The organism is Streptomyces tanashiensis, from assembly GCF_014648895.1.
GTDB lineage: Bacteria > Actinomycetota > Actinomycetes > Streptomycetales > Streptomycetaceae > Streptomyces > Streptomyces tanashiensis.
This window is the reverse complement of sequence record NZ_BMRZ01000002.1, coordinates 739,298-762,773: the sequence shown is the minus strand read 5'-3', so window position 1 is coordinate 762,773 and position 23,476 is coordinate 739,298. Positions and strand designations below refer to the sequence as shown.

General features: G+C 71.8%; 12 protein-coding genes and 1 pseudogene. 11 read left to right on the top strand and 2 right to left on the bottom strand.

The features are described from left to right. Positions 1 to 486: 486 nt before the first annotated feature. Both lanKC and IE237_RS08955 read right to left on the bottom strand, forming a co-directional pair. Positions 487 to 3,087, bottom strand: coding sequence for a class III lanthionine synthetase LanKC (lanKC, locus tag IE237_RS08960; protein WP_189801255.1), 2,601 nt, complete (start codon positions 3,085 to 3,087; stop codon positions 487 to 489). Positions 3,088 to 3,308: 221 nt separating this feature from the next. Then, positions 3,309 to 5,354 carry an alpha-galactosidase gene (locus IE237_RS08955; protein ID WP_189801629.1) on the bottom strand — a complete coding sequence of 682 codons (2,046 nt, stop codon included), beginning with the start codon at positions 5,352 to 5,354 and terminating at the stop codon, positions 3,309 to 3,311. A 232-nt stretch (positions 5,355 to 5,586) separates the two neighbouring features. On the opposite strand from IE237_RS08955, the gene IE237_RS08950 reads away from it, so the two are divergent. The 11 genes and pseudogenes from IE237_RS08950 (at position 5,587) to IE237_RS08900 (ending at position 23,451) form a co-directional block, all read left to right on the top strand. Next, positions 5,587 to 6,744 carry an ROK family transcriptional regulator gene (locus IE237_RS08950; RefSeq protein WP_229842465.1) on the top strand — a complete coding sequence of 386 codons (1,158 nt, stop codon included), beginning with the start codon at positions 5,587 to 5,589 and terminating at the stop codon, positions 6,742 to 6,744. 179 nt (positions 6,745 to 6,923) lie between these two features. After that, entirely contained in the window at positions 6,924 to 8,192 is a 1,269-nt protein-coding gene (locus IE237_RS08945) for an ABC transporter substrate-binding protein (RefSeq protein WP_189801254.1), read from the top strand. Next, entirely contained in the window at positions 8,192 to 9,181 is a 990-nt protein-coding gene (locus IE237_RS08940) for a carbohydrate ABC transporter permease (RefSeq protein ID WP_189801253.1), read from the top strand. Before IE237_RS08945 ends, IE237_RS08940 begins: the two co-directional genes overlap by 1 nt. Positions 9,182 to 9,186: 5 nt before the next feature. Continuing rightward, complete coding sequence (locus IE237_RS08935) at positions 9,187 to 10,032, top strand: carbohydrate ABC transporter permease (protein ID WP_229842463.1); 846 nt, start codon at positions 9,187 to 9,189, stop codon at positions 10,030 to 10,032. A gap of 84 nt (positions 10,033 to 10,116) precedes the next feature. Next, positions 10,117 to 12,087: a glycoside hydrolase family 5 protein gene (locus IE237_RS08930; RefSeq protein WP_189801252.1), complete on the top strand. Its 1,971-nt coding sequence runs from the start codon at positions 10,117 to 10,119 to the stop codon at positions 12,085 to 12,087. Positions 12,088 to 12,133: 46 nt separating this feature from the next. Beyond that, positions 12,134 to 13,891 (top strand): glycoside hydrolase family 35 protein, encoded by a 1,758-nt coding sequence (locus tag IE237_RS08925; protein WP_189801251.1) that lies wholly within the window; start codon positions 12,134 to 12,136, stop codon positions 13,889 to 13,891. Positions 13,892 to 13,944: 53 nt separating this feature from the next. Continuing rightward, a pseudogene (locus tag IE237_RS08920) lies at positions 13,945 to 14,214 on the top strand (alpha-amylase family glycosyl hydrolase); the annotation flags it as partial. A gap of 116 nt (positions 14,215 to 14,330) precedes the next feature. After that, a complete protein-coding gene (locus IE237_RS08915; RefSeq protein ID WP_189801250.1) occupies positions 14,331 to 17,390 on the top strand; it encodes an alpha-mannosidase in 3,060 nt (1,019 codons plus the stop codon). A 170-nt stretch (positions 17,391 to 17,560) separates the two neighbouring features. Continuing rightward, the gene (gene manA / locus IE237_RS08910) at positions 17,561 to 18,769 is read left to right on the top strand and encodes a mannose-6-phosphate isomerase, class I (protein WP_189801249.1); all 1,209 of its coding nucleotides are present in this window, start codon (positions 17,561 to 17,563) and stop codon (positions 18,767 to 18,769) included. 57 nt (positions 18,770 to 18,826) lie between these two features. After that, entirely contained in the window at positions 18,827 to 21,001 is a 2,175-nt protein-coding gene (locus tag IE237_RS08905) for a DUF5054 domain-containing protein (protein ID WP_189801248.1), read from the top strand. 56 nt (positions 21,002 to 21,057) lie between these two features. Further along, positions 21,058 to 23,451 (top strand): SpoIIE family protein phosphatase, encoded by a 2,394-nt coding sequence (locus IE237_RS08900; RefSeq protein WP_189801247.1) that lies wholly within the window; start codon positions 21,058 to 21,060, stop codon positions 23,449 to 23,451. Positions 23,452 to 23,476: the final 25 nt, after the last annotated feature.

Genomic DNA, 23,476 nt, shown 5'->3' with positions numbered 1-23,476 from the left:
CACGGGCTTCACACCGCCCCTTTCCGCTACTCGAGGCGAAGCGGGTGGGGCGGTCAGATTCCCAGGTCATCCCCACCCCCGTCAGGAGTCGCCCATATCCCGAGGCGGCAGTGATCGACAGACGCCAACCGGTGCTTCGACGCACACATACAACTCTGCGCCCCTGCGCCCACACGAGCAACGCGGACGATCCCTCCAGAACGCGGCGGGCCGGGACCGGTGGCAGGACCGCCGGTTCCGGCCCTTGCGGGGACCGACACCTGCTACATCGGCTCGGGGAAGATGTCGCTGATGCTCCAGGCGACGCTGAAGCACGGAGGGAGAGCGTGGGTCTCGTGCTCGGTGTCCAGGGTCTGGAGCGCGAGGATCTGGTCCATGGAAGATCTCCTCTTTCCTGTCGGGGGCGTGTCGGTCGGTCACTGCATACCTCGGCACGGAGGTGTACACCGTGTGCCGAGGGGTTCATGGGAGGCCCGTCCGGCGACGTCAGGCGGCTGCCGGCAGCCGGGGACGTGCGTGGTGGGGCTCCGTCAGGAGCGGGCCGGACAGCAGACGGTGCAGGGCCAGCAGGACACCGGCCCCGCCGCTGGAGAGGTCGGCCGTGAACCGCTGCGAACCCGCTCCGAGGAAGCGCACACCACGCCGATACGGGACGGCGTACTTCAGCAGGCCGGTCGCGGCGCGCACGGCGTCCCTGCGGGCGGCGTCCGTGCCGGTGCGCTCGGCGTGCTCGGTCAGGCACCAGGCCAGACCGGCCAGCCCCCGGTACAGACCTGCCTCCTTCGTGGCGCAGGAGACCCGGATGCCGGCGACCAGCCGCGGCAGTGCCGCGGCGCAGCGCTCGTCCGGCGCGGTGGCCACGTAGCGGGTGAGCACCGCCGCGACGCCTGCCGCGCCCGTGGCCAGGTACGGCATGGCACGGGTGAGCCGCGCGTCGTCGGAGACGGACAGGGCGCCGTCGTCCAGCGGAAAGGTCCGGTCCAGCTCCTGGTGGAGCAGCAGGCGGCCCGCCTCCAGGAAGCGGTCCTCGCCGGTGTCGCGGGCCAGGCGGTGGAGGAAGAGGGCGAGCCCGGAGCGGCCGTGCAGCAGGCCGCGGGCGTCGTGCTCGCCGAGGGTCGCCGGCAGGTCGGGGGTGCGCAGCAGGGCTTCCCCCGCCGCGGCGGCCCGCTCCAGGTGGCTGCTCTCCCCGGTCAGCCGGTGCAGCGCGAGCCAGCCCACGCCGACCCCGGCCCGCCCGCCGGCCAGCGTGCCGCAGGAGGCGGTGAGCGGGTGGCCGTCGGCGTCCCGGAGCAGGTCGACGGCCTCGTCCAGCCGGCCGAGGCCGGCCAGCACCCGGGCGATGCCGGCCGAGCCGACGAACAGTCCGGGGGGCAGTGCGTCGCGCAGCGCCAGCGTGTCGCGGCGCAGCCGTTCGCGGATCTCCTCCGGCACCTCGAACCCGGCGCGGTGCAGGGCGTGCACCACCCCGGCCGTGCCGTAGGCCAGGCACACGTTGTTGGTCCGGAACGCCTCGGGCGACGGCGGGAAGGCCCAGTCCGGCCGGTCGGCGTCAGCCATCTCAAGGAGACCCGCGGCCACCTCGTCGGCCAGCCGGGTGAGGCGGCCCCGCGGATCGGTGTCCGGCTCGACGGGGGAGGACGGGCCGTCGGGACCGTTCTGCTCCCGCGCCCGGTCCTCCGCCAGGTGGAAGGCGGTCGCCCGCTGCCACAGGTCCTGCGGCGGAGCCACGTCCGCCAGATCGCGGCGCAGGAGTGAGAGGTTGGCGGGCGCGTGCTCGGCGATCTCGTGGAACGGTGCCAGGAAGGCGAGGGCGACCGCCGACGTGCCGTACCGGTCCTGGAGCAGCGGATCGGTGTCGGCCCGGCGCAGGCCGGGCGGCGGCGTGAACCCCGGAGTGCCCATCCTGGACGGGGCGGCGGACAGCGCCGATGCCGCCTCGAAGTCCACGAGACGGACCCCGCCCTCCGGCGTGACCAGGACATTGCCCAGGCTGAGGTCACCGAACCGGTATCCGGCGGCGTGCAGCCGCTCGAGGGAGGAGTCCAGCGCGGCCAGCAGCCGCCGGCACGCCTCGTAGTACGCGGCGACGGACTCGGCCGTGCGGTCGGCGCGGGCCAGCGGGGAGGACCGGCTCAGCCAGCCCACCAGAGGCATGCCCTCGACGTACTCGGTGACGAGGAAGTCGTGCTCCCACTCCGTGAAGTGGTCCAGCGGCTCCGGACCCACCCCGGGGGCGGCCGCGTGCACCTCGCGCAGCACGTCGTACTCGTGCCGCAGCCGCTGCCGCGCGTCGGTCCCGTCGAAGACCAGGCCGTTGTGGGCGCGGGCCTCCTTGAGGAAGACGGTGCGGCCGGTCCGCCGGTCGCGGGCCCGGTAGGCGCCACCGGCGTTGCTCAGACGCACCGCGCGGGTCACCTCGTAGTCGCGGATCAGGATCGGGCCCGCGTGCGGCTGCACCTCCTGCTCGACGAAGGGGTCCGTGATCCCCGCGGGCAGGTGGAAGGCGGGCAGCCGCGAGTCCACGACCTCGCTGCCGGAGCCGTCGCGGATCAGGCCCTCCCGGGTGCCGTCGGCCCGGAGCCGGCTGCGGGCGCCGTCGAAGGAGCCGTAGCGGTAGTGAACCGTCCGCGAGTCGCGAAAGCGCCGGTCGGTGAGGACGTACGGCCCCTCCTCCCCGTCGAGCGCGGCGCGCAGGCGCTCGAGCAGCCGTCGGGCGGTCGCCGTGTCCGGCGGGTAGACGGCGCAGAACTTGCCCGCCTGGGCACGCGCGGCGTGCTTGTGATGGAGGAACAGGAAGAAGAGCCGGGCGCTCAGGTGCTTGAAGGGCACGCCTTCGGAGAAGCAGATCGCGGCGACCGTGTCGAGCACGTGCTGCGCGCGGTCCAGGCGCGCCGACACGTGGATCTTCCAGCCCTGCTCGGCGAGCCCGGTCCGCGGACCGCCCCAGACCGTCCAGATGCCCTGGGCGGAACCGCGCAGACCTGACGGCACGTCGCCGGGAGCGAAACGCGGACCGGGGTCGGCCACGCTGGGCAGCGGCAGGTAGTACTCCCGGTCCGCGAGCGCTTCGCCGAAGCCTTCGAGCACGGGATCTCCTCACAGGGGGTGGTGGGCCGCCACCACCCTCTCGCCCGCCGGACGCCAGGACCGGCAGGCAGGGAGGCGGTTCTGGCGGCGGTCCGCGACCGGGATCAGCCGAGACCACCTCCGGGGCGACCCGGAGGTGGTCTCGTGGGCCGTCGCACGTCCGACGAGCCGGCCGGCGTCCTCGCCCGCGTTCGCCCCATGGGGCGCCGCACCTCTGATGCTCAGGCGGTCCGGCGAAGACGGATCAGCCGGCTGGCGTAGTCGCCCTCGGGCAGGGCGAGGTCGATGCCGTGCCGTACCAGGGCGGCTCCGCTGTGCGGAGTGCCGGTGTCCAGGTCGAGGTACCGGGCCGCGGGGTCCAGGGCCGGCAGGGCGAGTGCCGTGGGCGGGTGGCCGAAGCGGGTCGTGGGGCGCCAGGCGAGAACGGCGTGTTCGGCGCCGTCCTCGGAGGCGTAGTGCACGCCCGTCACGCCGCCGGGGCCGCTCAGGCGGTGCTGCCGCCCGTGCTGGACGAGGGGGCGGATGTCCTTGTAGCGGGCGACGAGCTCCGCCGCCTCGTCGAGTTCCTCCTCGGACCAGTGGGTGAGGTCTCCGCCGAGGCCGAGCGCCCCGGCCATCGCCACGTGGAAGCGGAAGCGCAGGGGAGTGGCACGGCCGGTGGTGACGTTGGGGCTGTCGGTGACCCAGGCGGCCATGGCCTGCGCGGGGAAGAGCTGGCTGAAGCCGTGCTGGATGCCGATCCGGTCGACGGGGTCGGTGTTGTCGGAGGTCCAGGCCTGGTCGGTGCGGGCGAGGATGCCGAGGTCGACCCGGCCGCCGCCGCCCGCGCAGGCCTCGATCCGCAGGCCGGGGTGGTCGGCGCGGAGGCGGTCCATGATGCGGTAGACGGCGCGGGTGTGGTCGATCCACAGCCGGTCGGGGTCGGGATGTCCCGGCCAACCCGCCTCGGTGACCACTCGGTTGGCGTCCCACTTGAGCCAGTCGACGGCATGGTCGCGGACCAGCCGGTCGAGGGTCCGCAGCGCCCACGCCTCGACCTCGGGACGGCCGAAGTTCAGCATGAGCTGATTGCGGAGCTCGGTGGCGTCCCGGGTCGGTGTGTGGACGACCCAGTCCGGATGGGCGCGGTAGAGGTCGCTGTCGCGGTTGACCATCTCCGGCTCGACCCACAGCCCGAAGTCCATGCCCAGTCGGTGCACCTCGTCGGCGAGCGGCCGCAGGCCGTCGGGGAAGGCGGAGGGCCGGGGCGTCCAGTCGCCGAGGCCCGCCCGGTCGCTGGTGCGCGCGCCGAACCATCCGTCGTCCACCACGAAGAGCTCCGCTCCCAGGCGGGCGGCGAGGCGGGCCAGGTGCAGCTGTCCGGGGTGGTCGATGCCGAAGCCGGTGGCTTCCCACGAGTTGTAGAGGACGGGCCGGTCCCGCTCGGGGGAGGGGAGCACGTGGGCGCGGAGGTACGTGTGCCAGGTGCGGCTCGCGGCACCGAAGCCGCCGTCGGTGTACAGGCCCGCGAAGACCGGGGTGCGCAGGGTGTCGCCCGGGCCGAGCGTCCAGCCGACCCCCTCGTGGCCGAAGCCGCCGGTCCAGGTGGTGCGGCCGACCGGGTCCCGGTGCACGGTGATGCGCCAGCTTCCGCTCCAGGCCAGGGCGGTGCTCCAGACCTCGCCGTCCTCCTCGCCGGCGGTGCCGTCGTCGAGGGCGAGCCAGGGGTTGGCGTGGTGGCTGGTGACGCCGCGGCGGCTGGTGAGGACGGTCTCGGCGACCGGGAGCCGGTCGCGGTGCAGCTGGAACTCGCTGTTCCAGCCGCCGACGAGATGGCTGAGCCGGTGGTCGGGCAGGGACGGCGCCGTCCAGGAGGCGGAGTCCAGCCGGTCGACCGCGATCGGACCGGAGTCCGCCGTCCCCGTGTGCGTGAGTTCCGTCCAGCGTTCGATGACGTCGCTGTCGGGGTGGACCCGGTAGCAGAGCTCGGCGGCCAGCGGGTAATGGCGGTCGGCGAGGCGAAGGCGCAGCTCGCCGCCCTCGACGTGGTGGCCGGCGAAGTGCCACTGGGCGCCCCGCGTGCCGTCGGCGAAGCGGACCTGGAGGCCCGCGGGCCCGAAGCGGGCTCCGGTCTGCGGGGCGAGTTCGTCCGGGGCGGCGTCGGCCTCGAAGCTGCTGTCCGCGGGTGTGGTCGCGTCGGGCAGGGCCGCGAGGTCTGCGGCGTCGAGCGCGGGCCCCCAGTGCAGATGCCGGGGGCTGCCGTCGGCGCCGAGGCGTACGGCGTACATGCTGTGGGGGGTCCGGAGGACCGCGAGCCCGAGGGCGCGGTCGAACGAGACGGTCGAAGACGTTCGAGGCACGAGTGATCCCAGCAAGGTGTCAGGGCGGTGAGGATCGGCGCGAAGGGTGGGCGGCCGTCGTCCAGGCGTCCGGAGACGCGGAAGTGACCCGAGGGTAGGGGTGGCGGTTCGCGAAAATCAATACTGGACGAACTTATTTATTTACCGGTACGTTGCCGCCGTGTTTCCGAACCAGACACGGCCGTTGGTCACCGCTCCGGCCGAAACCGCCATCCTGAGCCTGCTGTTGGCCGAGAGCCCGCTCAGCCGGGTCGAACTGGCCCGCCGCACCGGGCTGTCGTCGACCGCGGTGACCAAGGCCGCCAGGCCCCTGATCGACGACGGCTACCTGCACGAACTCCCACCCGAGCGCACCGCGCCAGGAGCCGGACGCCCGGTGAACCCGCTGTCGGTCACCCCCGACCGGGAATTCTTCGTCGGAGTGAAGATCAGTGCCGACACCCTGTACGGCACGGTCTGCGACCTGCGGTCCCGACCCCGTGTCCACGCGAGCCGCCCGCTGGACGACCGCGGCCCGACGGCCGTGTGCGCCCTGATCGCCGACCTCGTCGACGAACTCCTCGACGCACAGCCCGAGTTCCGTTCCCGAACGCGACACGTGGGCATCGCCGTCTCCGGTGACGTCGACCGCCCCGGTGGGCGCGTGCGCTACTCGGTGCTCCCCGGCTGGCGCGACGTGCCGCTGGCCGAGACCGTGGCCCGTGCCACCGGGCTGAGCGTCACGATCGCCAACGACGTCAAAGCCCTGACCGTCGCGGAGCACTGGTTCGGCGACGGCATCGGGACCGAGTACTTCGCGCTCGTCACCATCGGCGCGGGCATCGGCTCCGGGATCGTCGTCAACGGCCGCCTGGTCGAGGGCGCCTACGGAGTGGCCGGCGAGATGGGCCACATCAGTGTCGATCCGGCGGGACCGCGCTGCCACTGCGGCTCGATCGGCTGTGTCGAGGCCATCGCGTCCAGCGACGCCATCCTCGGCACGGTCCGCCGGGCCACCGGCAGCACCGACCTCGACTTCGACGGCACGGTCCGCCTCGCCCGCGAAGGAGACCCCGCCGCGCGGGAGGCCTTCGCCCGGGCCGGCAAGGCCATCGGTGTCGGCATCGCCAATCTCGTGAGCCTCCTGGGGCCCGAACGCGTCGTCGTCACCGGCGAAGGACTCGACACCTACGACCTCTTCGGAGTGCACATCAGGGAGGCGTACGCCGCGCACTGCTTCAAGGCGGCCGCGAAGTGCCCGCTGACCCTGCGGCCCCTCCCCTGGGAGGAATGGTCCCGAGCGGCGGCCGTCGTCAGCATCCAGGCGCTCTTCCCGTGAGGGCACCGCGGACCGCGACGAAGGTCACCCCATGAACGCCGCGTGACCGGATTCCCGGTCACCGGCCCACGTCACCGACGTGACCGATGTCCGTCACTGCCTGCCAGCCGTGAACGTCGGACACCGGCCCCGCCGGACAACACAACCCGCACGCCCACATCACCACGCAAGGAAGCGACATGAGCGGACAGAGAGCCCAGCTTAGCCGTAGAGGATTCCTCGGCGGATCCCTCCTCTTCGTCGCCGGTACGGCGATCGGCTGTACCAGCAGCCCGACCGGCGGGTCCTCCGGGGCGAAGACCACCCTGAACGTCTGGTCCCACGCCTACGGCGAGGCCGGCACCCAGCAGGCCCTGACCCGCTACGCCACCGAGTTCACCAAGGCGAACCCGGACATCGCCGTCAAGGTCACCTGGGTGCCCGGCGACTACACGGCCAAGCTCAACGCGTCGCTGCTCACCGACGCGGCGCCCGACGTCTTCGAGCACGGCGACTTCACCCAGGGGCTCGCCCGCCGCGGCCAGGTCGCCGCCCTGGACGCGGAGTACGGCAGCGTCAAGAACGACTTCAACCAGACCGGCCGCGACGGGGTGACCGTCGACGGGAAGCTCTACGGCGTCAAGATGATCGACGACGTCATGATGATGTACTACCGCAAGAGCGTCCTCGCCAAGGCGGGGATCGCGCCGCCCACCACCTTCGACGCCCTCGTCGCCGCCGCCAGGGCGCTGACCACCAAGAAGACCAAGGGCCTGTTCGTCGGCAACGACGGTGTCGGCGAGATGCCAGCCCTCTCGCTGCTCTCCAACGGCGGCGAGCTGGTCGCCGACGGCAAGATCGGCTTCGCCACCCCCCAGGCCGTCGAGGCCGTCTCGGCCCTCAAGCGCTTCCACGACGACAAGTCCCTGCTGCTCGGCTTCACCACCGACTGGTGGGACCCCTCGGCCTTCGTCCAGGGTGTCGCGCCGATCCAGTGGTCCGGGCTCTGGGCCATGCCCGCCATAGAGGACGCGCTCGGCGACGACTTCGGCATCCTGCCGTGGCCCGCCTTCAAGGCCGGCGGCACCCCGGTCGTGCGGGTCGGCGGCTGGACTAGCTGCGTCAACGCCAAGGGCAAGAACGTCGACGCGGCCAAGAAGTTCGTCAAGTGGCTCTGGATCGATCAGACCAAGCTCCAGCAGGACTGGTCCGAGAGCTACGGCTTCCACGTCCCGCCGCGCAAGTCCGTCGCCGCCACGGCCGCCAAGCTCAGCAAGGGCACCGCCAAGGAGGCCGTCGAGCTGGCCGCCAAGTACGGCAGGATCAACCCCAACACCTGGGACTCCGCATCCGGCACCCCGTTCAGCGCCGCCGCCGCGAAGATCGTCACCGGTCAGGGAGACGCCGCCGCACTGCTGGCCGACGCGGCCAAGCAGGCCCAGCTGGCCGTGGACAAGCAGCTGTCCTGATGAACGCCACCACGCACACCGCTCCACGCTCCGAGCGAGCAGGGCGCCCCGCGGACACACCGCGGGGCCCCGCCCGGGCCCGCCGTCGCCGCGCCGACCTGCGCTCCTGGGGCGCGTTCGCCCTGCTCACGGCTCCGATGCTGATCGGCCTCGGAGTGTTCAAGTACATCGCCATCGGCTGGAGCTTCCTCCTCAGCCTCAGCGACGCCCAGGGCACCATCGCGCTCGGCCACTGGGTGGGGCTCGACAACTACCGACAGCTGCTCGGCGACGCCGTCTTCCGGAACTCGCTGAGCAAGATCCTGCTGTTCACCCTCTTCATCGTGCCGATCACGTTCGCCGCCTCCCTCGGTCTCGCCCTCCTCGTGAACCGGATCCGACGGGGCCGGGCCGTCCTGCGGACCGCGTTCCTGATCCCGGCCGCCGTCTCCTACGTCGCGGCCTCGCTGGTGTGGAAGATGTCCCTGTTCAGCGGAATGCCGGCGGGCATCGCCAACATGATCGGCGGCTGGTTCGGGATGGAGGCCGTCCCCTGGCTGCAGGCCGGTGATCCCCCGCTGTACTGGATCGCCCTGGTGACCCTGCGCCTGTGGCTCCAGGTCGGCTTCTACATGGTGCTCTTCCTCGCCGGCCTGCAGGCGATCCCGAAGGAGGTCTACGAGGCCGCGGCCCTGGACGGAGCCACCGGGCTGCGTCTGCTGCGCCGGATCACCCTGCCGATGCTGCGCAACACCTCGGTGGCCGTCCTGATGCTGATGTTCATCGCGGCCTTCCAGGCGTTCGACGAGTTCTACAACCTGTTCGGCGGCGGCATGTCCGGATCGGGCACCGCGCCGGTGAAGACCCCGATGATGTACCTCCACGACACCGCGATGGGCGCCCAGAACTACGGTCTCGGATCGGCCGGCTCCTTCGTCCTCACGGCCCTGATCGTCGGAGTGACGCTGATCCAGGGGCGGATCACGGGCTTCGGAAAGAGCGAGGAGTGAGCGCGGTGACGACCGTACGAGAGGGAGCGCGCGCCCTGCGGCGCCCCATGCGCGGCCTGCTGGCCGGGGCTCTGATGGTGGTGTTCCTCGCCCCCTTCTACCTGATGCTGCGCAATGCGCTGATGGACTCGCAGACCCTGACGTCGCCGGAGTGGACCTGGTGGCCCTCGACGATGCACTGGGAGAACTTCACCGACCTGTTCGACGACCCCACCCTGGACATGGGGCGGTCCCTGGGCAACTCCCTGCTGATCGCCGCGATCACGGCCCCGGTGTCGACCCTGCTGGCCTCGGCCGCCGGATTCGCACTCGCCCGCATCCCGGTGCCCGGACGTGGCGTCATCCTCGGCCTCGTCCTGGCCACGCTCATGATCCCCGGCTCGGCGACCTTCGTGCCCACCTTCGTCGTCGTGGGCTCGCTCGGCGGCGTCAACACCCTGTGGGGCATCATCGTCCCCGGTCTGTTCAACCCCTTCGCGGTCCTGCTGTTCCGCAACTTCTACCTGCAGTTCCCCCGCGAGATCGAGGAGGCCGGCCGCCTCGACGGGCTCGGCTGGCTCGGGCTCTACCGCCGGATCGCCCTGCCGTCGTCCGGAGCCATGCTCGCCTCCCTCGGCGCACTCGCCTTCATCGACAGCTGGAACGCCTTCCTGTGGCCGCTGGTCATCGGCCAGGACCCGTCCTCCTGGACGGCGCAGATCGCTCTGTCCAGCTTCCTCACGGCACAGACCATCAACCTGCCCGGTCTCTTCGCGGGCGCCGTCGTGACCATCACCCCCCTGGTGGTCATGTTCCTGGTCGCCCAGCGCCACATCGTCGAAGGCATCGCCCACAGCGGCCTCAAGGGCTGAGGGCCCCTTCGGCACCCCGATTCCGGACCGCGGGTCCGGTATGGCAGCACCTCCTTCACATTCCACGCCTCGGAGGGCAGCACCATGAGATCGATCAGTCGCAGTTCCGCCGGCCGCAGGGGCATCGGGCGGGCGCTGCCCGCCGCCCTGGCCACGGCGGCACTGCTCGTCGGCCTGACACCCGGCACGACGTCGGCCGCCACCTCCCCCGACACCACCACGGTGTCGAACGTGCTCACGGGGGAGCAGCTCGCCGCGTCCTGGCGAGGACCGCTGAGCACGCGCGGCCGGTACATCGTCGACGCCGACGGCAACCGCTTCAAGCTCAAGGCGAGCAACTGGGCCGGTGCCCAGGGCACCTGGGAGGGCAGCGGCAGCGAGAGCGACGTCGCCAACCACCAGGCCGACCAGAAGTCGAACAACATCCCGCTCGGCCTGGACCGCACCCCGATCAGCCGGATCCTCGCCGACTTCCACGCGCTCGGTCTCAACAGCATCCGGCTGCCCTACTCCGACGCGATGATCAACGACGACACCCTGGTGCCGAACCACGCCGTCGCGGCCAACCCGCAGCTGGAGGACAAGACCCCGCTCGAGGTGTTCGACGCGGTCGTCAAGGCCCTGACGGACGACGGCTTCGCCGTCATCCTCAACAACCACACCACCACCTACCGCTGGTGCTGCGGCCTCGACGGCAACGAGCGCTGGAACACCAGCCAGACCACCCAGCAGTGGATCGACAACTGGCTGTTCCTGGTCAACCGCTACAAGGCGAACAAGCGGGTGGCCGGCGCCGACCTGCGCAACGAGGTCCGCCGGGACTGGAACGACGACCCGAACTGGGGCTGGGGCAACGAGCACGACCTGTACAACGCCTTCCAGCTGGCCGGCAACAGGATCCTCGAAGCCGACCCGGACATGCTCGTCATCATGGAGGGCATCAACTGGCAGGGCATCCCCCAGGGCATGTTCTCCCACGGCCGGCCGACGCTTACACCGGTCCGCAACCTCTCCAACACGCTGATCAACTCCGGCAAGCTGGTCTACGCGGCCCACTTCTACGGCTTCACCGGCCCCAACCACACCGGCGCGAGCGGTGGGTGGCAGAACGGTGAGACCAACGACCCGCGCTACCGCGACCTCTCGCCCGAGGACCTCATCCGGGTCATCCACGACCAGGCCCTCTTCGTCACCGAGTCGGGCCAGCACTTCACCGCTCCCGTGTGGGTCAGCGAGTTCGGCACCGGCGGACGCGGCCAGACGGACCAGAAGGAGATCGACTGGTTCGCCCGCTTCACCGACATCCTGGTGGCCAACGACACCGACTTCGCCCAGTGGCCGCTGGTCGGCTGGAGCACCAACGGCAAGATCAACGACAACTGGGCGCTGATCTCCTACGACGACGCCGGCAACCGGCAGGCGGTCAACGACCCCGGCGACTGGCGCGCCACCCACTGGAACAAGCTGGTCAACGCCTCCGGCAAGACCGGTCAGGTCGCCCAGGTCGACCACTGGAACATGGTCGACCTCGACTTCGCCGACCAGAACCTCTCCGCCACCATGCGGCAGCAGGCGGACTGGAGCGTCGGCAACCGCAAGGGCAACTGCCCCGACAGCCAGCGGCTCGTCGCCCTCGCCCGGAGCAACAACCGCGGTCTGTGCACCGACGCGGGCGGCGAGCTCGCCAAGGCCGACAGCATGTGGATCACCGTCATCGACGAGCGCTACGTCAAGAGCGGCGACTGGGCGAGCGGCTACAACAAGCTCGAGTGCCCCAAGAACACCTTCGCCGTCGGCTACAGCGTCAACGGCAACGCGATGGCCGCCCTGCTCTGCGCACCCTCCGGCAGGTCGCTGCCCACCACGAACCGTCTGCTCTGGTTCGACCACGGCGACAACCGGCCTGCCACCGGCGGCTCGGTGAAGAGCGACTGGGCCCCCGGCGCCTACAAGGGCCAGTGCAGGGACGACGAGTACCTCGCCGGCGTCGCCTACACCTGGAAATGGCAGCACGGCGGGGCCCCGGACGCCCTCCTCTGCCGCCCCCTCAGCTGACGTCCTGACCCGACCGACAGCCTGACCCCCTAGGAGCACCACAGCCATGCCTCGACTGGAGATCGCCGCAGACGGCTTCCGTCTCGACGACCGACCGTTCCGCATCATCTCCGGCGGACTGCACTACTTCCGCGTCCACCCGGAGCAGTGGGCCGACCGGCTCCACAAGGCGCGACTGCTGGGGCTCAACACCGTCGAGACCTACGTCCCGTGGAACCTGCACGCGCCCCGGCGCGGCGAGTTCCGCGTGGACGGAGGTCTCGACCTGCCCCGCTTCCTCGACCTCGCCGCCGCCGAAGGGCTGCACGTCCTGCTCCGGCCCGGCCCGTACATCTGCGCCGAATGGGAGGGCGGAGGCCTGCCCTCGTGGCTGCTCGCGGACGAGGACATCGAGCTGCGCAGCCGCGATCCCCGCTACCTGAAGGCGGTGGACGACTACCTCGAATCCCTCCTGGCGGCCGTGGGCCCGTACCTCGCTTCCCGCGGCGGCCCCGTCATCGCCGTACAGCTGGAGAACGAGTACGGAGCCTACGGAGACGACTCCGGCTACCTCGCCGACCTGGCCGAACTGCTGCACCGGCACGGCGTGGACGTCCCGCTCTTCACCTGCGACCAGCCCTCCGACCTGAAGCGCGGCGGACTCGACGGAGTGCTGCGCACGGTCAACTTCGGCAGCCGCGTGGACGCGGGGCTCGCCGCACTCCGCGCCCAGCAGCCCGAAGGCCCGCTGATGTGCTCCGAGTTCTGGATCGGCTGGTTCGACCGCTGGGGCGGCACCCACGTCACCCGCAGCGCGGAGGACGCGGCGGCCGACCTCGACCGGCTCCTCGCGGCCGGTGCCTCGGTCAACCTCTACATGTTCCACGGCGGCACCAACTTCGGTTTCACCAACGGCGCCAACGACAAGGGCACCTACCGGCCCACCGTCACCTCCTACGACTACGACGCCCCGCTGGACGAGGCCGGCGACCCCGGCCCCAAGTACAGGGCGTTCCGCGAGGTCATCGCCCGGTACGCCCCCGTCCCCGACGAACCGCTCCCCGCGCCCGTACCCAAGCTGACCGAGACCGTCGCCGAACTCACCTCCTGCGCCGGCCTCCTGGACCAGATCGAGGCGCTCGGCGGTCCCGCGGTGCACGCCGACCGGCCGGTCACCATGGAACAGCTCGGCCAGTCCTTCGGATTCGTCCTGTACGAGACGACCCTGCCGGACGCCGGACGCACCGTGCTCCGCGTCGAGGAGGTGCGCGACCGGGCCCAGGTCTTCGTCGACGGCCAGCCCGTCGGCGTCCTGGAGCGGGAGAACCACGAGCACGCGCTCACCTTCCTCGCCCCCCGGCCGGGCGCCCACCTGGCCGTGCTCGTGGAGAACCAGGGCCGTGTGAACTACGGGCGCGCGATGCACGACCGCAAGGGACTGCTCGGCGCCGTCACCGCCAACGACCTGGTCCTCGTGGACTGGTACAGCCGCTCGCTGCCGATGGACGACCCGAGCGCGCCGTCCTACACGGCCCTCGACCCGTCCGCGCCGCCGGTCGGGCCGGCCTTCCACCGCGGACACGTGGACATCGCCCGCCCGGCCGACGGCTTCATCGCCCTGGACGGCTGGACCAAGGGCCTGGTGTGGATCAACGGCTTCGCACTCGGCCGCTACTGGTCCCGGGGCCCGCAGACCACGCTCTACGTGCCCGCCCCGGTCCTGCGTGCGGGGCGGAACGAGATCACCGTCCTCGAACTGCACGGCTCCACGACCCGGGCGGTGGAGCTCCGCGGGACACCGGACCTGGGACCCGTCGAGGACTGAGCCCGCCGCCGACCCCTCGACGCGCCACCACCATCGGCCGACAGAGAGCGACGATGTCCCCGTACGCCTCCGATGTTCCCGACACCGTCGCTCCGGCGGGATCCCCACCGGGAGGGCGGCGGGAGGCCGTCGTCCACCAGGTGTACCCGCGCAGTTATGCCGACGGGAACGGTGACGGCACGGGCGACCTCCCCGGCATCCGCGGCAGACTGCCGTACCTGAGGGAACTCGGCGTCGACGCGCTGTGGCTGAACCCCTTCTACGCCTCTCCCCAGGCGGACGCGGGCTACGACGTCGCCGACCACCGGGCCGTCGAGCCCGTGCCGTCGAAGGCCCGCCCGGCGCGGCCTTCGCCCTGCCCGCGCACACCACGTTGTGGTGGACGGCGTGACGCATCACGGCCTCTGACCTCATTTCCCGTACGACTCCGGAGACATCCATGCACAGCAGGCAACGCCTCACCGAGCAGCGGCTCGCCCGCGTCCTCGACCAGCGCATCAGGCCGGCCGTCCATGCCCTGACGACCCCGCTCGACATCGCGATCTGGAACGTCCCGGGCGAACCCGTGCCCGTCGTCGACGGCCTGGCCGCACCGTACGAGCCGGTGACGCTCGGCCACCGCTGGGGACCCGCGTGGACCACCAGCTGGTTCCGGATCAGCGGGAGGGTGCCGGAGGAGTGGGCCGGCCGCCGCGTGGAGGCCGTCGTCGACATCGGCTTCAACTTCACCGGTGCGGGCTTCTCCAGCGAGGGCCTGGTCTACCGCGTGGACGGCACCGTCGTGAAGGCCCTCAACCCCCGCAACGCCTACATCCCGGTCGCCGACCCGGCGGTCGGCGGCGAGGAGTTCACGTACTACGTCGAGGCCGCCGCCAATCCGAACCTGAACGACAGCCACGAACCCACCCGCACCGGTGACCGTCCCTCCTGGCTGACCGGCACCGGCGTCACCGACGCCCCGATCTACCAGCTGCTCCGGTTCGACCTGGCGGTCTTCGACAGCGAGGTGTGGGAACTCGCCCAGGACCTGGACGTCCTCGGCGAGCTCATGCGCGAACTCCCCGAGGCCGAACCGCGCCGCTGGCAGCTGCTGCAGACCATCGAGCGGGCCCTGGACACCATCGACCTGCAGGACGTGTCCGGCAGCGCCGCCGCCGCCCGCGAGGCGCTCCGCCCCGCGCTCGCGGCTCCTGCCGTCCCCAGCGCCCATCGCATGTCCGCCGTCGGACACGCCCACATCGACACCGCATGGCTCTGGCCGCTGCGCGAGACCGTACGCAAGGTCGCCCGGACGCTCTCCAACGTCACCCACCTCATGGACGACCACCCCGGCTTCCGCTTCGCCATGTCCCAGGCCCAGCAGCTCGCCTGGCTCAAGGAGCACCGCCCCGAGGTCTACGGCCGCGTCCAGGAGAAGGCGAAGACCGGACAGTTCCTCCCCGTCGGCAGCCTGTGGGTGGAACCCGACACCAACATCATCGGCGGCGAGTCCCTCGCCCGGCAGCTGATCCACGGCAAGCGCTTCTACCTCGACGAGTTCGGCGTCGAGACGACCGAGATGTGGCTGCCCGACACCTTCGGCTACAACGCGGCCATGCCGCAGCTGATGAAGCTGGCCGGCGTGCGCTGGTTCCTCACCCAGAAGATCTCCTGGAACACCACCAACAAGTTCCCGCACCACACCTTCTGGTGGGAGGGCATCGACGGCACCCGCATCTTCAGCCACTTCCCGCCCGTCGACACGTACAACGCCGAGATCACCGGCGCCGAACTCGCCCACGCCGTGAGGAACTTCCAGGACAAGGAGGCGGCCGGAACCTCCCTCCTCCCGTTCGGCTACGGAGACGGCGGCGGCGGCCCCACCCGCGAGATGCTGGCCCGCGCGTCCCGGGTGGAGGACCTGGAGGGCTCGCCCCGGGTCACCATCGAGAGCCCCGCCGACTTCTTCGAGCGGGCGCACGCGGAGTACCCCGACGCCCCGGTCTGGCTCGGCGAGCTCTACCTGGAGTTCCACCGCGGCACGCTCACCAGCCAGCTGCGCACCAAGCAGGGCAACCGGCGCGGCGAGCACCTGCTCCGGGAGGCCGAGCTGTGGTCGGCGACCGCGGCCGTCCGCACCGGGTCCGCCTATCCCCACGAGGCCCTCGACCGGCTCTGGAAGACGGTCCTGCTGCACCAGTTCCACGACATCCTGCCCGGCTCCTCCATCGGCTGGGTGCACCGCGAGGCCGAGGCGACCTACGCGACGGTCACGGCCGAGCTGCACGGCCTCGTCGACGCCGCCCAGCGCGCCCTGGCCGGGAAGGGCGAGGAGCGGATGGTGTTCAACGCCTCCCCGTTCGCCCGCGACGGCATCCCCGCCTTCGGCGCGTCGCCGTCCACGGGCTCGCTGGCCCGCCCCGTGGCGCCCGTCCCGGTCGAGGGCGGCCACCTCCTCGACAACGGACTCGTCCGCGTCCGGATCGACGACCAGGGCCTGGTGACCTCCGCGTACGACATCACCGCGGCCCGCGAGGCCCTGGCCCCCGGCACGGCGGCCAACCTCCTCCAGCTCCACCAGGACTTCCCCAACGAATACGACGCCTGGGACATCGACGCCTTCTACCGGAACACCGTGCACGACCTCCGCGACGCCGCGTCCGTGCGCGCGGAGGCGGACGGTGTGCGGGTCGTGCGGACGGTCGGCGGCTCCCGGATCGAGCAGTTCCTGTCCCTCGGGGAGGGATCCCGGCGCCTCGACATCGACACCGAGATCGACTGGAACGAGAAGGAGAAGCTCCTCAAGGCCGCCTTCCCGCTGGACGTCCGCGCGGACCACTCCAGCGCGGAGATCCCCTTCGGGCACGTCCAGCGCCCCACCCACACCAACACCAGCTGGGACGCCGCCAAGTTCGAGTTCTGCGCCCACCGCTTCCTCCACGTCGGCGAACGGGGCTGGGGCGCGGCCCTGGTCAACGACTCCACGTACGGCCACGAGGTCACGCGTGACGTCCGCCCCGACGGCGGCACCACCACGACGGTCCGGCTCTCGCTGCTCCGCGCCCCGCGCTACCCCGACCCGGACTCCGACCAGGGCCGGCACCACCTGCGGTACGGGTTCGTGATCGGCGCCGACATCGCGGACGCGGTGCGCGAGGGGTACGGCCTCAACCTGCCCGAGCGCTCCGTGCCCGGTTCGGCGGCGGAGGTCGTACCCCTGGTGGCCACGGACGACGACGCCGTCGTCATCGACACGGTCAAGCTCGCCGACGACCGCTCCGGCGACGTCGTCGTACGCCTCTACGAGGCCCACGGAGGACGGGCCACGGCCCTGCTGACCACCGGCTTCCCGCTGGAGTCGGCCACCGTGACCGACCTCCTGGAACGCCCGCTCGCCCCCGGCGAGGACGCCGGTGCCGCCCGGCAGACCACCGCCGGACAGGTGTCCCTGACCCTGCGCCCGTTCCAGATCCTCACCCTCCGGCTGCGCTCCGCGCCCACGGTCCCTGCCGAACGGTGACGCACCCGCCCGTGCGCGGGTGACGGGACCCGTCCGCACCGAGGCGGCCGGGGGCTCCGGCGGCTGCCGAGGTGCGCGGGCCCCGGTCGGCGGTCCGAACCGGAGCCCGACGTCCTCGCCCTCGCCCGTCCCCTCGACCGGAAGCCCTCATGTCGACCGGAAGCCCTCAGATGGACCTTCTCCTGAACACCGTGCAGCCCTACGACTGGGGCTCCACCACGCTCCTGCCCCGCCTCATGGGCCTGCCGCCCAGCGGCGCGCCCCAGGCGGAGCTGTGGATGGGCGCACACCCCGCCGCGCCGTCGCGGGTCCAGCGGGGCGAGGAGGCCGTCCCGCTGGACCGGGTCATCGACCTGGACCCGGCGGGCGAACTCGGGGCGGCGACTCTGCGGCGGTTCGGCCCACGGCTTCCGTTCCTGCTGAAACTGCTCGCGGCCGACGCACCCCTGTCCGTCCAGGTCCACCCCGACCTCGCCCAGGCCCGGGCCGGATTCGAGCGGGACAACGCGCTCGGCATCCCTCTGGACGCGCCCCACCGCACCTATCGCGACGCCCAGCACAAGCCCGAGCTGATCGTCGCCCTCACTCCCTTCCGGGGCCTCTGCGGCTTCCGGGAGCCCGAGGAGTGCGCCGCCCTGCTCGACTCCCTGAAGGTGCCGGGTCTGCACGCCTACGCCCAGACCCTGCGCTTCGCCCCCGAGACCCTGGCACTCACGGAGGTGTTCCGGGCCTTCCTCAGCCCGCCTGCCGGACTGCTCGCCGCCGTCACCGAAGCCCTGACAGCGGGCGGCGGGCCGTACGAGACCGACCTCGCCGCCTACGCGGGCATCGCCCGCGCCCGTCCGGACGATGCCGGACTGCTCCCCGCCCTCATGCTCCGGTACGTCGAACTGGAGCCGGGCCAAGCCCTGTTCCTGGGGCCCGGTGTCCCGCACGCCTATCTGTCCGGGCTCGGCGTGGAGATCATGGCCGGCTCGGACAACGTCCTGCGCTGCGGACTCACCTCCAAGCACGTCGACCCGGCCGGGCTCCTGCGGGTCGTCCGTTTCCGCTCGCAGCAGGCCGGAGTGCTCACCCCGCGCGACGAAGGAGGCGAGGAGGTGTACCGGACGCCGGTCGACGACTTCCGGCTGTCCAGACTCCGGCCCCGTCCCGGAGTGCCACCGCGGAGGCTGACCCTCGACGCCCCGCAGATCGTCCTGTGCACCGCGGGCGAGCTCTCGGTCACCTCCGCGGGCCGGACCGCGCACATCGGGCCCGGACACTCCGTCTACCTGCCCGCGGGCGCGGAGGCAGCCCTCACCGGACACGGCACCGCCTTCCGTGCCACGACCGAAGGCGCTCGGGGGCCGCGGGACGCTCCGACACCTCACCAGTGACCTCTGAGCGCACTCGCGTGACGCGATGACCCAGACCGCACTCGACGAAGGACCCTCATGCTCCGAGAACGCCGCGTGCCCCACGCCTCCGATCCCGTTGCCCGCGCCGCCGCCGCTGTCGGGCTGAACCGGGTTCACGTGGTCTACAAGACCCATCTCGACCTCGGCTTCACCGACCTCGCCGTCAACGTCCTCAGCCGGTACCGGGACGAGTTCATCCCCGCGGCCATCCGCCTCGGACGTGACCTGCTCGACGAGACCGGAAGGCGCGAGTTCGTCTGGACCACCGGGTCCTGGCTCATCGCGCACGCGCTGGAGCACGGCACCGCGGCCCAGCGCGCCGACCTCGACGCGGCCGTCCGAGACGGGATCGTGGCCTGGCACGCCCTGCCGTTCACGTCGCAGACCGAACTCATGAGCCGGGCCACGATCGAGCACGGCCTCGAGGTGTCGAAGCGGCTCGACGCCCGGTACGGCCGCGAGACGCGCGCCGGCAAGATGACCGATGTCCCGGGTCACACCATCGGCATCGTGCCGCCCATGGCGGAAGCGGGGGTGCGGTACCTCCACATCGGGGGGAATCCGGCCTCGCCCATGCCGGACGTGCCGGACCACTTCGTATGGCGTGCGCCGGACGGCAACGAGATCGTGGTCTCGTACGACCCCGTGTACGGCTCGGACCCGGAGACGGCGCACGTGCGCCGACTGCGCGGATCGAACGAGGCGCTGTTCCTCGCGTTCACGAACGACAATCACGGTCCGCCCACCCGGGAGAGCGTGCAGCGCCTGCTGTCGGTGCTGCGCGAGCAGTACCCCGATGCCCAGGTCGGCGGGTCGACCATGGACGCCTTCGGCCGGACGGCCTGGGCCGCCCGCGAGCACCTGCCGGTGGTGGACCAGGAGATCGGCGACAGCTGGATCCACGGCGGCTCGGCCGACCCGGTCCTCACCTCCCGGTTGACCCGGCTCCAGCGGCTGCGCGACCGATGGCTCGCGGACGGCCGACTGGAGCCTCACGGCGAGGTGGACTGGGTGCTCGCCGACGAGCTCGCCCTCACCGCCGAGCACACCTGGGGCTACGACGTGAAGCGGTATCTGCCGGACTACACGGTCTACACCAAGCCCGAGTTCCGGGCGGCCCGCCAGCGCGACGCGATCGACCTCGACCGGAGCATCCCGCCCAGCCTGTCCTCTCTGCGCCGTTCGGTGGACTGGTCGCTCGGGCCGGGCGGGTACGGCGCGACCCTTGCCTCCTTCGAGGAGAAGCGCGCACACACGCAGACCGCGCTTGACATCCTCCCGGCCGACCTGCGCGCCGAGGCGGACGCCGAACTCGTGGTGGCACCGGCCGCACTGCCGGCCGACGCCGCCGAGGTGCACGGCAGTGCGGTCCACGACGACGTGGAGCTGGAGATCGACGCCCACGGTGCGCTCATCGGCCTGACGGTCGCCGGGCGCCGCATTCTCGCGGCGCGACCGACCACCGGTGATCCGCGCAGTCACGGCGAGTTGGGCGCGTACTCGTACATCGCGTACGGCTCGGGCGACGAGCAGCGCTGGCTGCGCGAGTACGTGCGGGACCCGGAGCGCCACGGGGACTGGGCCTTCCCCGACCTGGGGAAACCGGGGCTGGAACTGGTGCGCCCCGAGCGCGTGACCGAGGTGTTCCGGCCGTATGCGCGGACGGCACACAGCTGGACCGACGCCGACGGCTCGGCGGTGCTCCGCGTCACGGCGGGCCTGCCCCTGCGGGCCACCGAAGAGTTCGGGGCGCCACGCACCGTCACGCTGGAGTACCGGGTGTCGCGGGGGGACGTACCGCGGCTGGGAGTGACCGCGTTCCTGTGCGACAAGGACGCGTTCTACGGACCCGAGGCATCCTGGCTGCACCTGCGGCCGATCGTGGCGACACCGTCCCGCTGGCGGCTCCGGAAGTCGGGTGTGCTGGTGAACCCGCTCGATGTGGTGCGCGACGGCGGGCGGGCGTTGCACGCGGCGCATGAGCTGGAGTACGCCGACTCCCAGAGCTCGGTGCGGATCACGCCGCTGGACACGCCGGTCCTGGCCGTGGGCGGGCCCCGGATGTTCAGCCACGACAACACGTTCGGCGACCCCGGCGAGGGGTTCGGCTTCTGCCTGCACAACAACGTGTGGGGCACCAACTACCGGCAGTGGTTCGAGGAGGATCAGCGCGCGGAGTTCGTGCTCGAATTCGGGGAGCGCAAGCCCTGACCCCGGACCGGGGCGAGCGCACTGCGGTCGTGACCGCTCGGAAGGATGATAGGAGCATGGAAGGGCTACCTTTCACTCCTCCTGCCGGGGCGGACGAAGGCGGGCACCTCGCTCCGCCCCCGGCCGCTTTCGCCCTGATCGCCGCGGACGGCGTGCTCGTCGCGTGGAGTCGTGAGGCCGAGGCCCTCCTGGGATATCCCGCTTCGCAGGTGCTGGGACGGCGGGCGGCGGACCTGCTCGTCACCCCGCACGCCGATCGCGACCGATCGGAAGAGGGGCGACCGGATCAGCGGCTGCGGTTCGGTGGGACACGCAGTGCCGTGGTGGACGTGCGCCACCGTGGCGGACACACCGTACGGGTAGCGGTGACTCTGAGTCCCCTGACCCCCGCCCCCGACGGGGACTCCACGGGCCGGGCCCCCTCCGCCGTCCTCATGGCGGCCGAGCTGGAGGGGCTTCGCTGGTGGGAGACCCGACAGGCGATGCTGCAGGGGCTCGTGACCCAGTCGCCCGTGGCACTGACCATCTACGGCCCCGGCGCGCGCCTCCTGTGGGCCAACGCGTCCAGTGTCCGGGAGCTCGGCGACCTCACGGCATCGCTGGGCCGCTCCATGACCGAACTCTTTCCCGGCGATGTCCTCACCACCGAGCACCTGGGGCCGCCCGAGGACTTCGTCCAACAGATCCTCGACACCGGTGAGCCGGTCATCGACGTGCATTTCCGGGGGCGCGCCCCGGCCGACCCACGGCGTGAGCGCGTCTGGTCCTCGTCCTATTTCCGCCTGCTGGACGGCCGGGGAGAGCCGGTGGGCGTGTGCGAACAGTCCATCGACGTCACCGACCACTACCGTGCGCAGCAGCGCCTCGCGCTCCTCGCGGAGGCCGGTGCACGGATCGGGGCGACGCTCGACCCGTCCGGAACGGCGGCGGAGCTCGCCAAGGTCGCCGTGCCGCAGTACGCCGACGCCGTGCTGGTCGACGTGGCGGCAGAGGTGCTCGAGGGAGAGGAACCGAAGCCCGTCACGGCGTGGGACCTGGTACGCGTGGCCGATTCCGACGGAGAACCCTCCCGCGTGGGCGACCGGGTCGCGTACGCCGCCGGAACGTCGCAGGCCGAGAGCCTGGCCGGGAGCCGCGCGACCGCGGACGCCGCGGCCGCGCCGACACGACTGTACGTCCCGCTGATCGTGCGGGGGACGCCCTTGGGCCTGGTCACCTTCGTCCGGGGCGACGACGCGGAACCCTTCGACGACGGGGATAGGGCGGTGGCGGAGGAGCTGGCGTCGCGGACCGCTGTGTGCATCGACAACGCCCGGCGGTACCGCCGGGAGCGCACCGCCGCGTTCATGCTCCAGCGCAGTCTGCTGCCACGCTCGCTGCCCGAGCTGAGCGCGGTCGAGGCGGCGAGCCGCTACCTGCCCGCCGACAGCCACCTCGGCGCCGGCGGCGACTGGTTCGACGTCATTCCGCTGTCCGGCGCACGGGTCGGACTCGTCGTGGGGGACGTCGTCGGCCACGGGCTGGGAGCCGCCGCCACCATGGGGCGCCTGCGCGCGATGGTGCGCACCCTGGCCGAGCTGGACCTCGCGCCCGACGAACTCCTGGCCCGGCTGAACGATCAGGTCGGCAAGGACGCGTCGGACCAGCACGTGACAGGACCGGACGGCAGTGGCGCCGTCGGAGCTACGTGCGTCTACGGCATCTACGATCCGGCTTCCCGGACGAGCACCTGGGCGGCGGCGGGACACCCGCCGCCGGCCGTGGTGCAGCCGCACGGCCCCGTCGGCTTCCTCCGACTGCCACCGGGGCCTCCTCTGGGCGTGGGACGGCTTCCGTACGAGGGCGCGGAAGTGGCGCTCGCCCCGGGAAGCCTGCTCGTCCTGTTCACCGACGGCCTCGTGGAGGCCCGGGGGCAAGGCACCGACGTGGGTCTTGGCCGCCTGGCGGCCGTACTGGGAGAGCAGCGAGGATCGTCGTCCGACCTGTTGTGCGCCCAGATCGTCGCGGAGCTGGTGTCGGACCATGTGCGGGACGACGCGACGCTCCTCGTCGTGCGCACCCGTGCGCTGGACGCACGCCAGGTGGCGGCCTGGGAGCTGCCCTCGGACCCCGCGCTCGTCGCCCGCGCACGGTCGATGGCCGCGGAACAGCTGGGGCGGTGGGGACTGGACGATCTGGCCTTCACCACGGAACTGGTGGTCAGTGAACTGGTCACCAACGCGATCCGTCACGCCTCCGGCCCGATCGGTCTGCGCCTGATCCGGGACCGCTCTCTCATCTGTGAGGTCTCCGACTCGCAGCACACCTCACCGCATGCCCGGTACGCCGGCAACGACGAGGAGGGCGGACGTGGACTGTTCATGGTCGCCCAGCTCACCGAGCACTGGGGTACGCGTTACCTGCCGACGGGCAAGACGATCTGGGCGGAACAGACCTTGCCCGTGCCGTGACGGCCACGCGCCGGCGTCGTGGGTG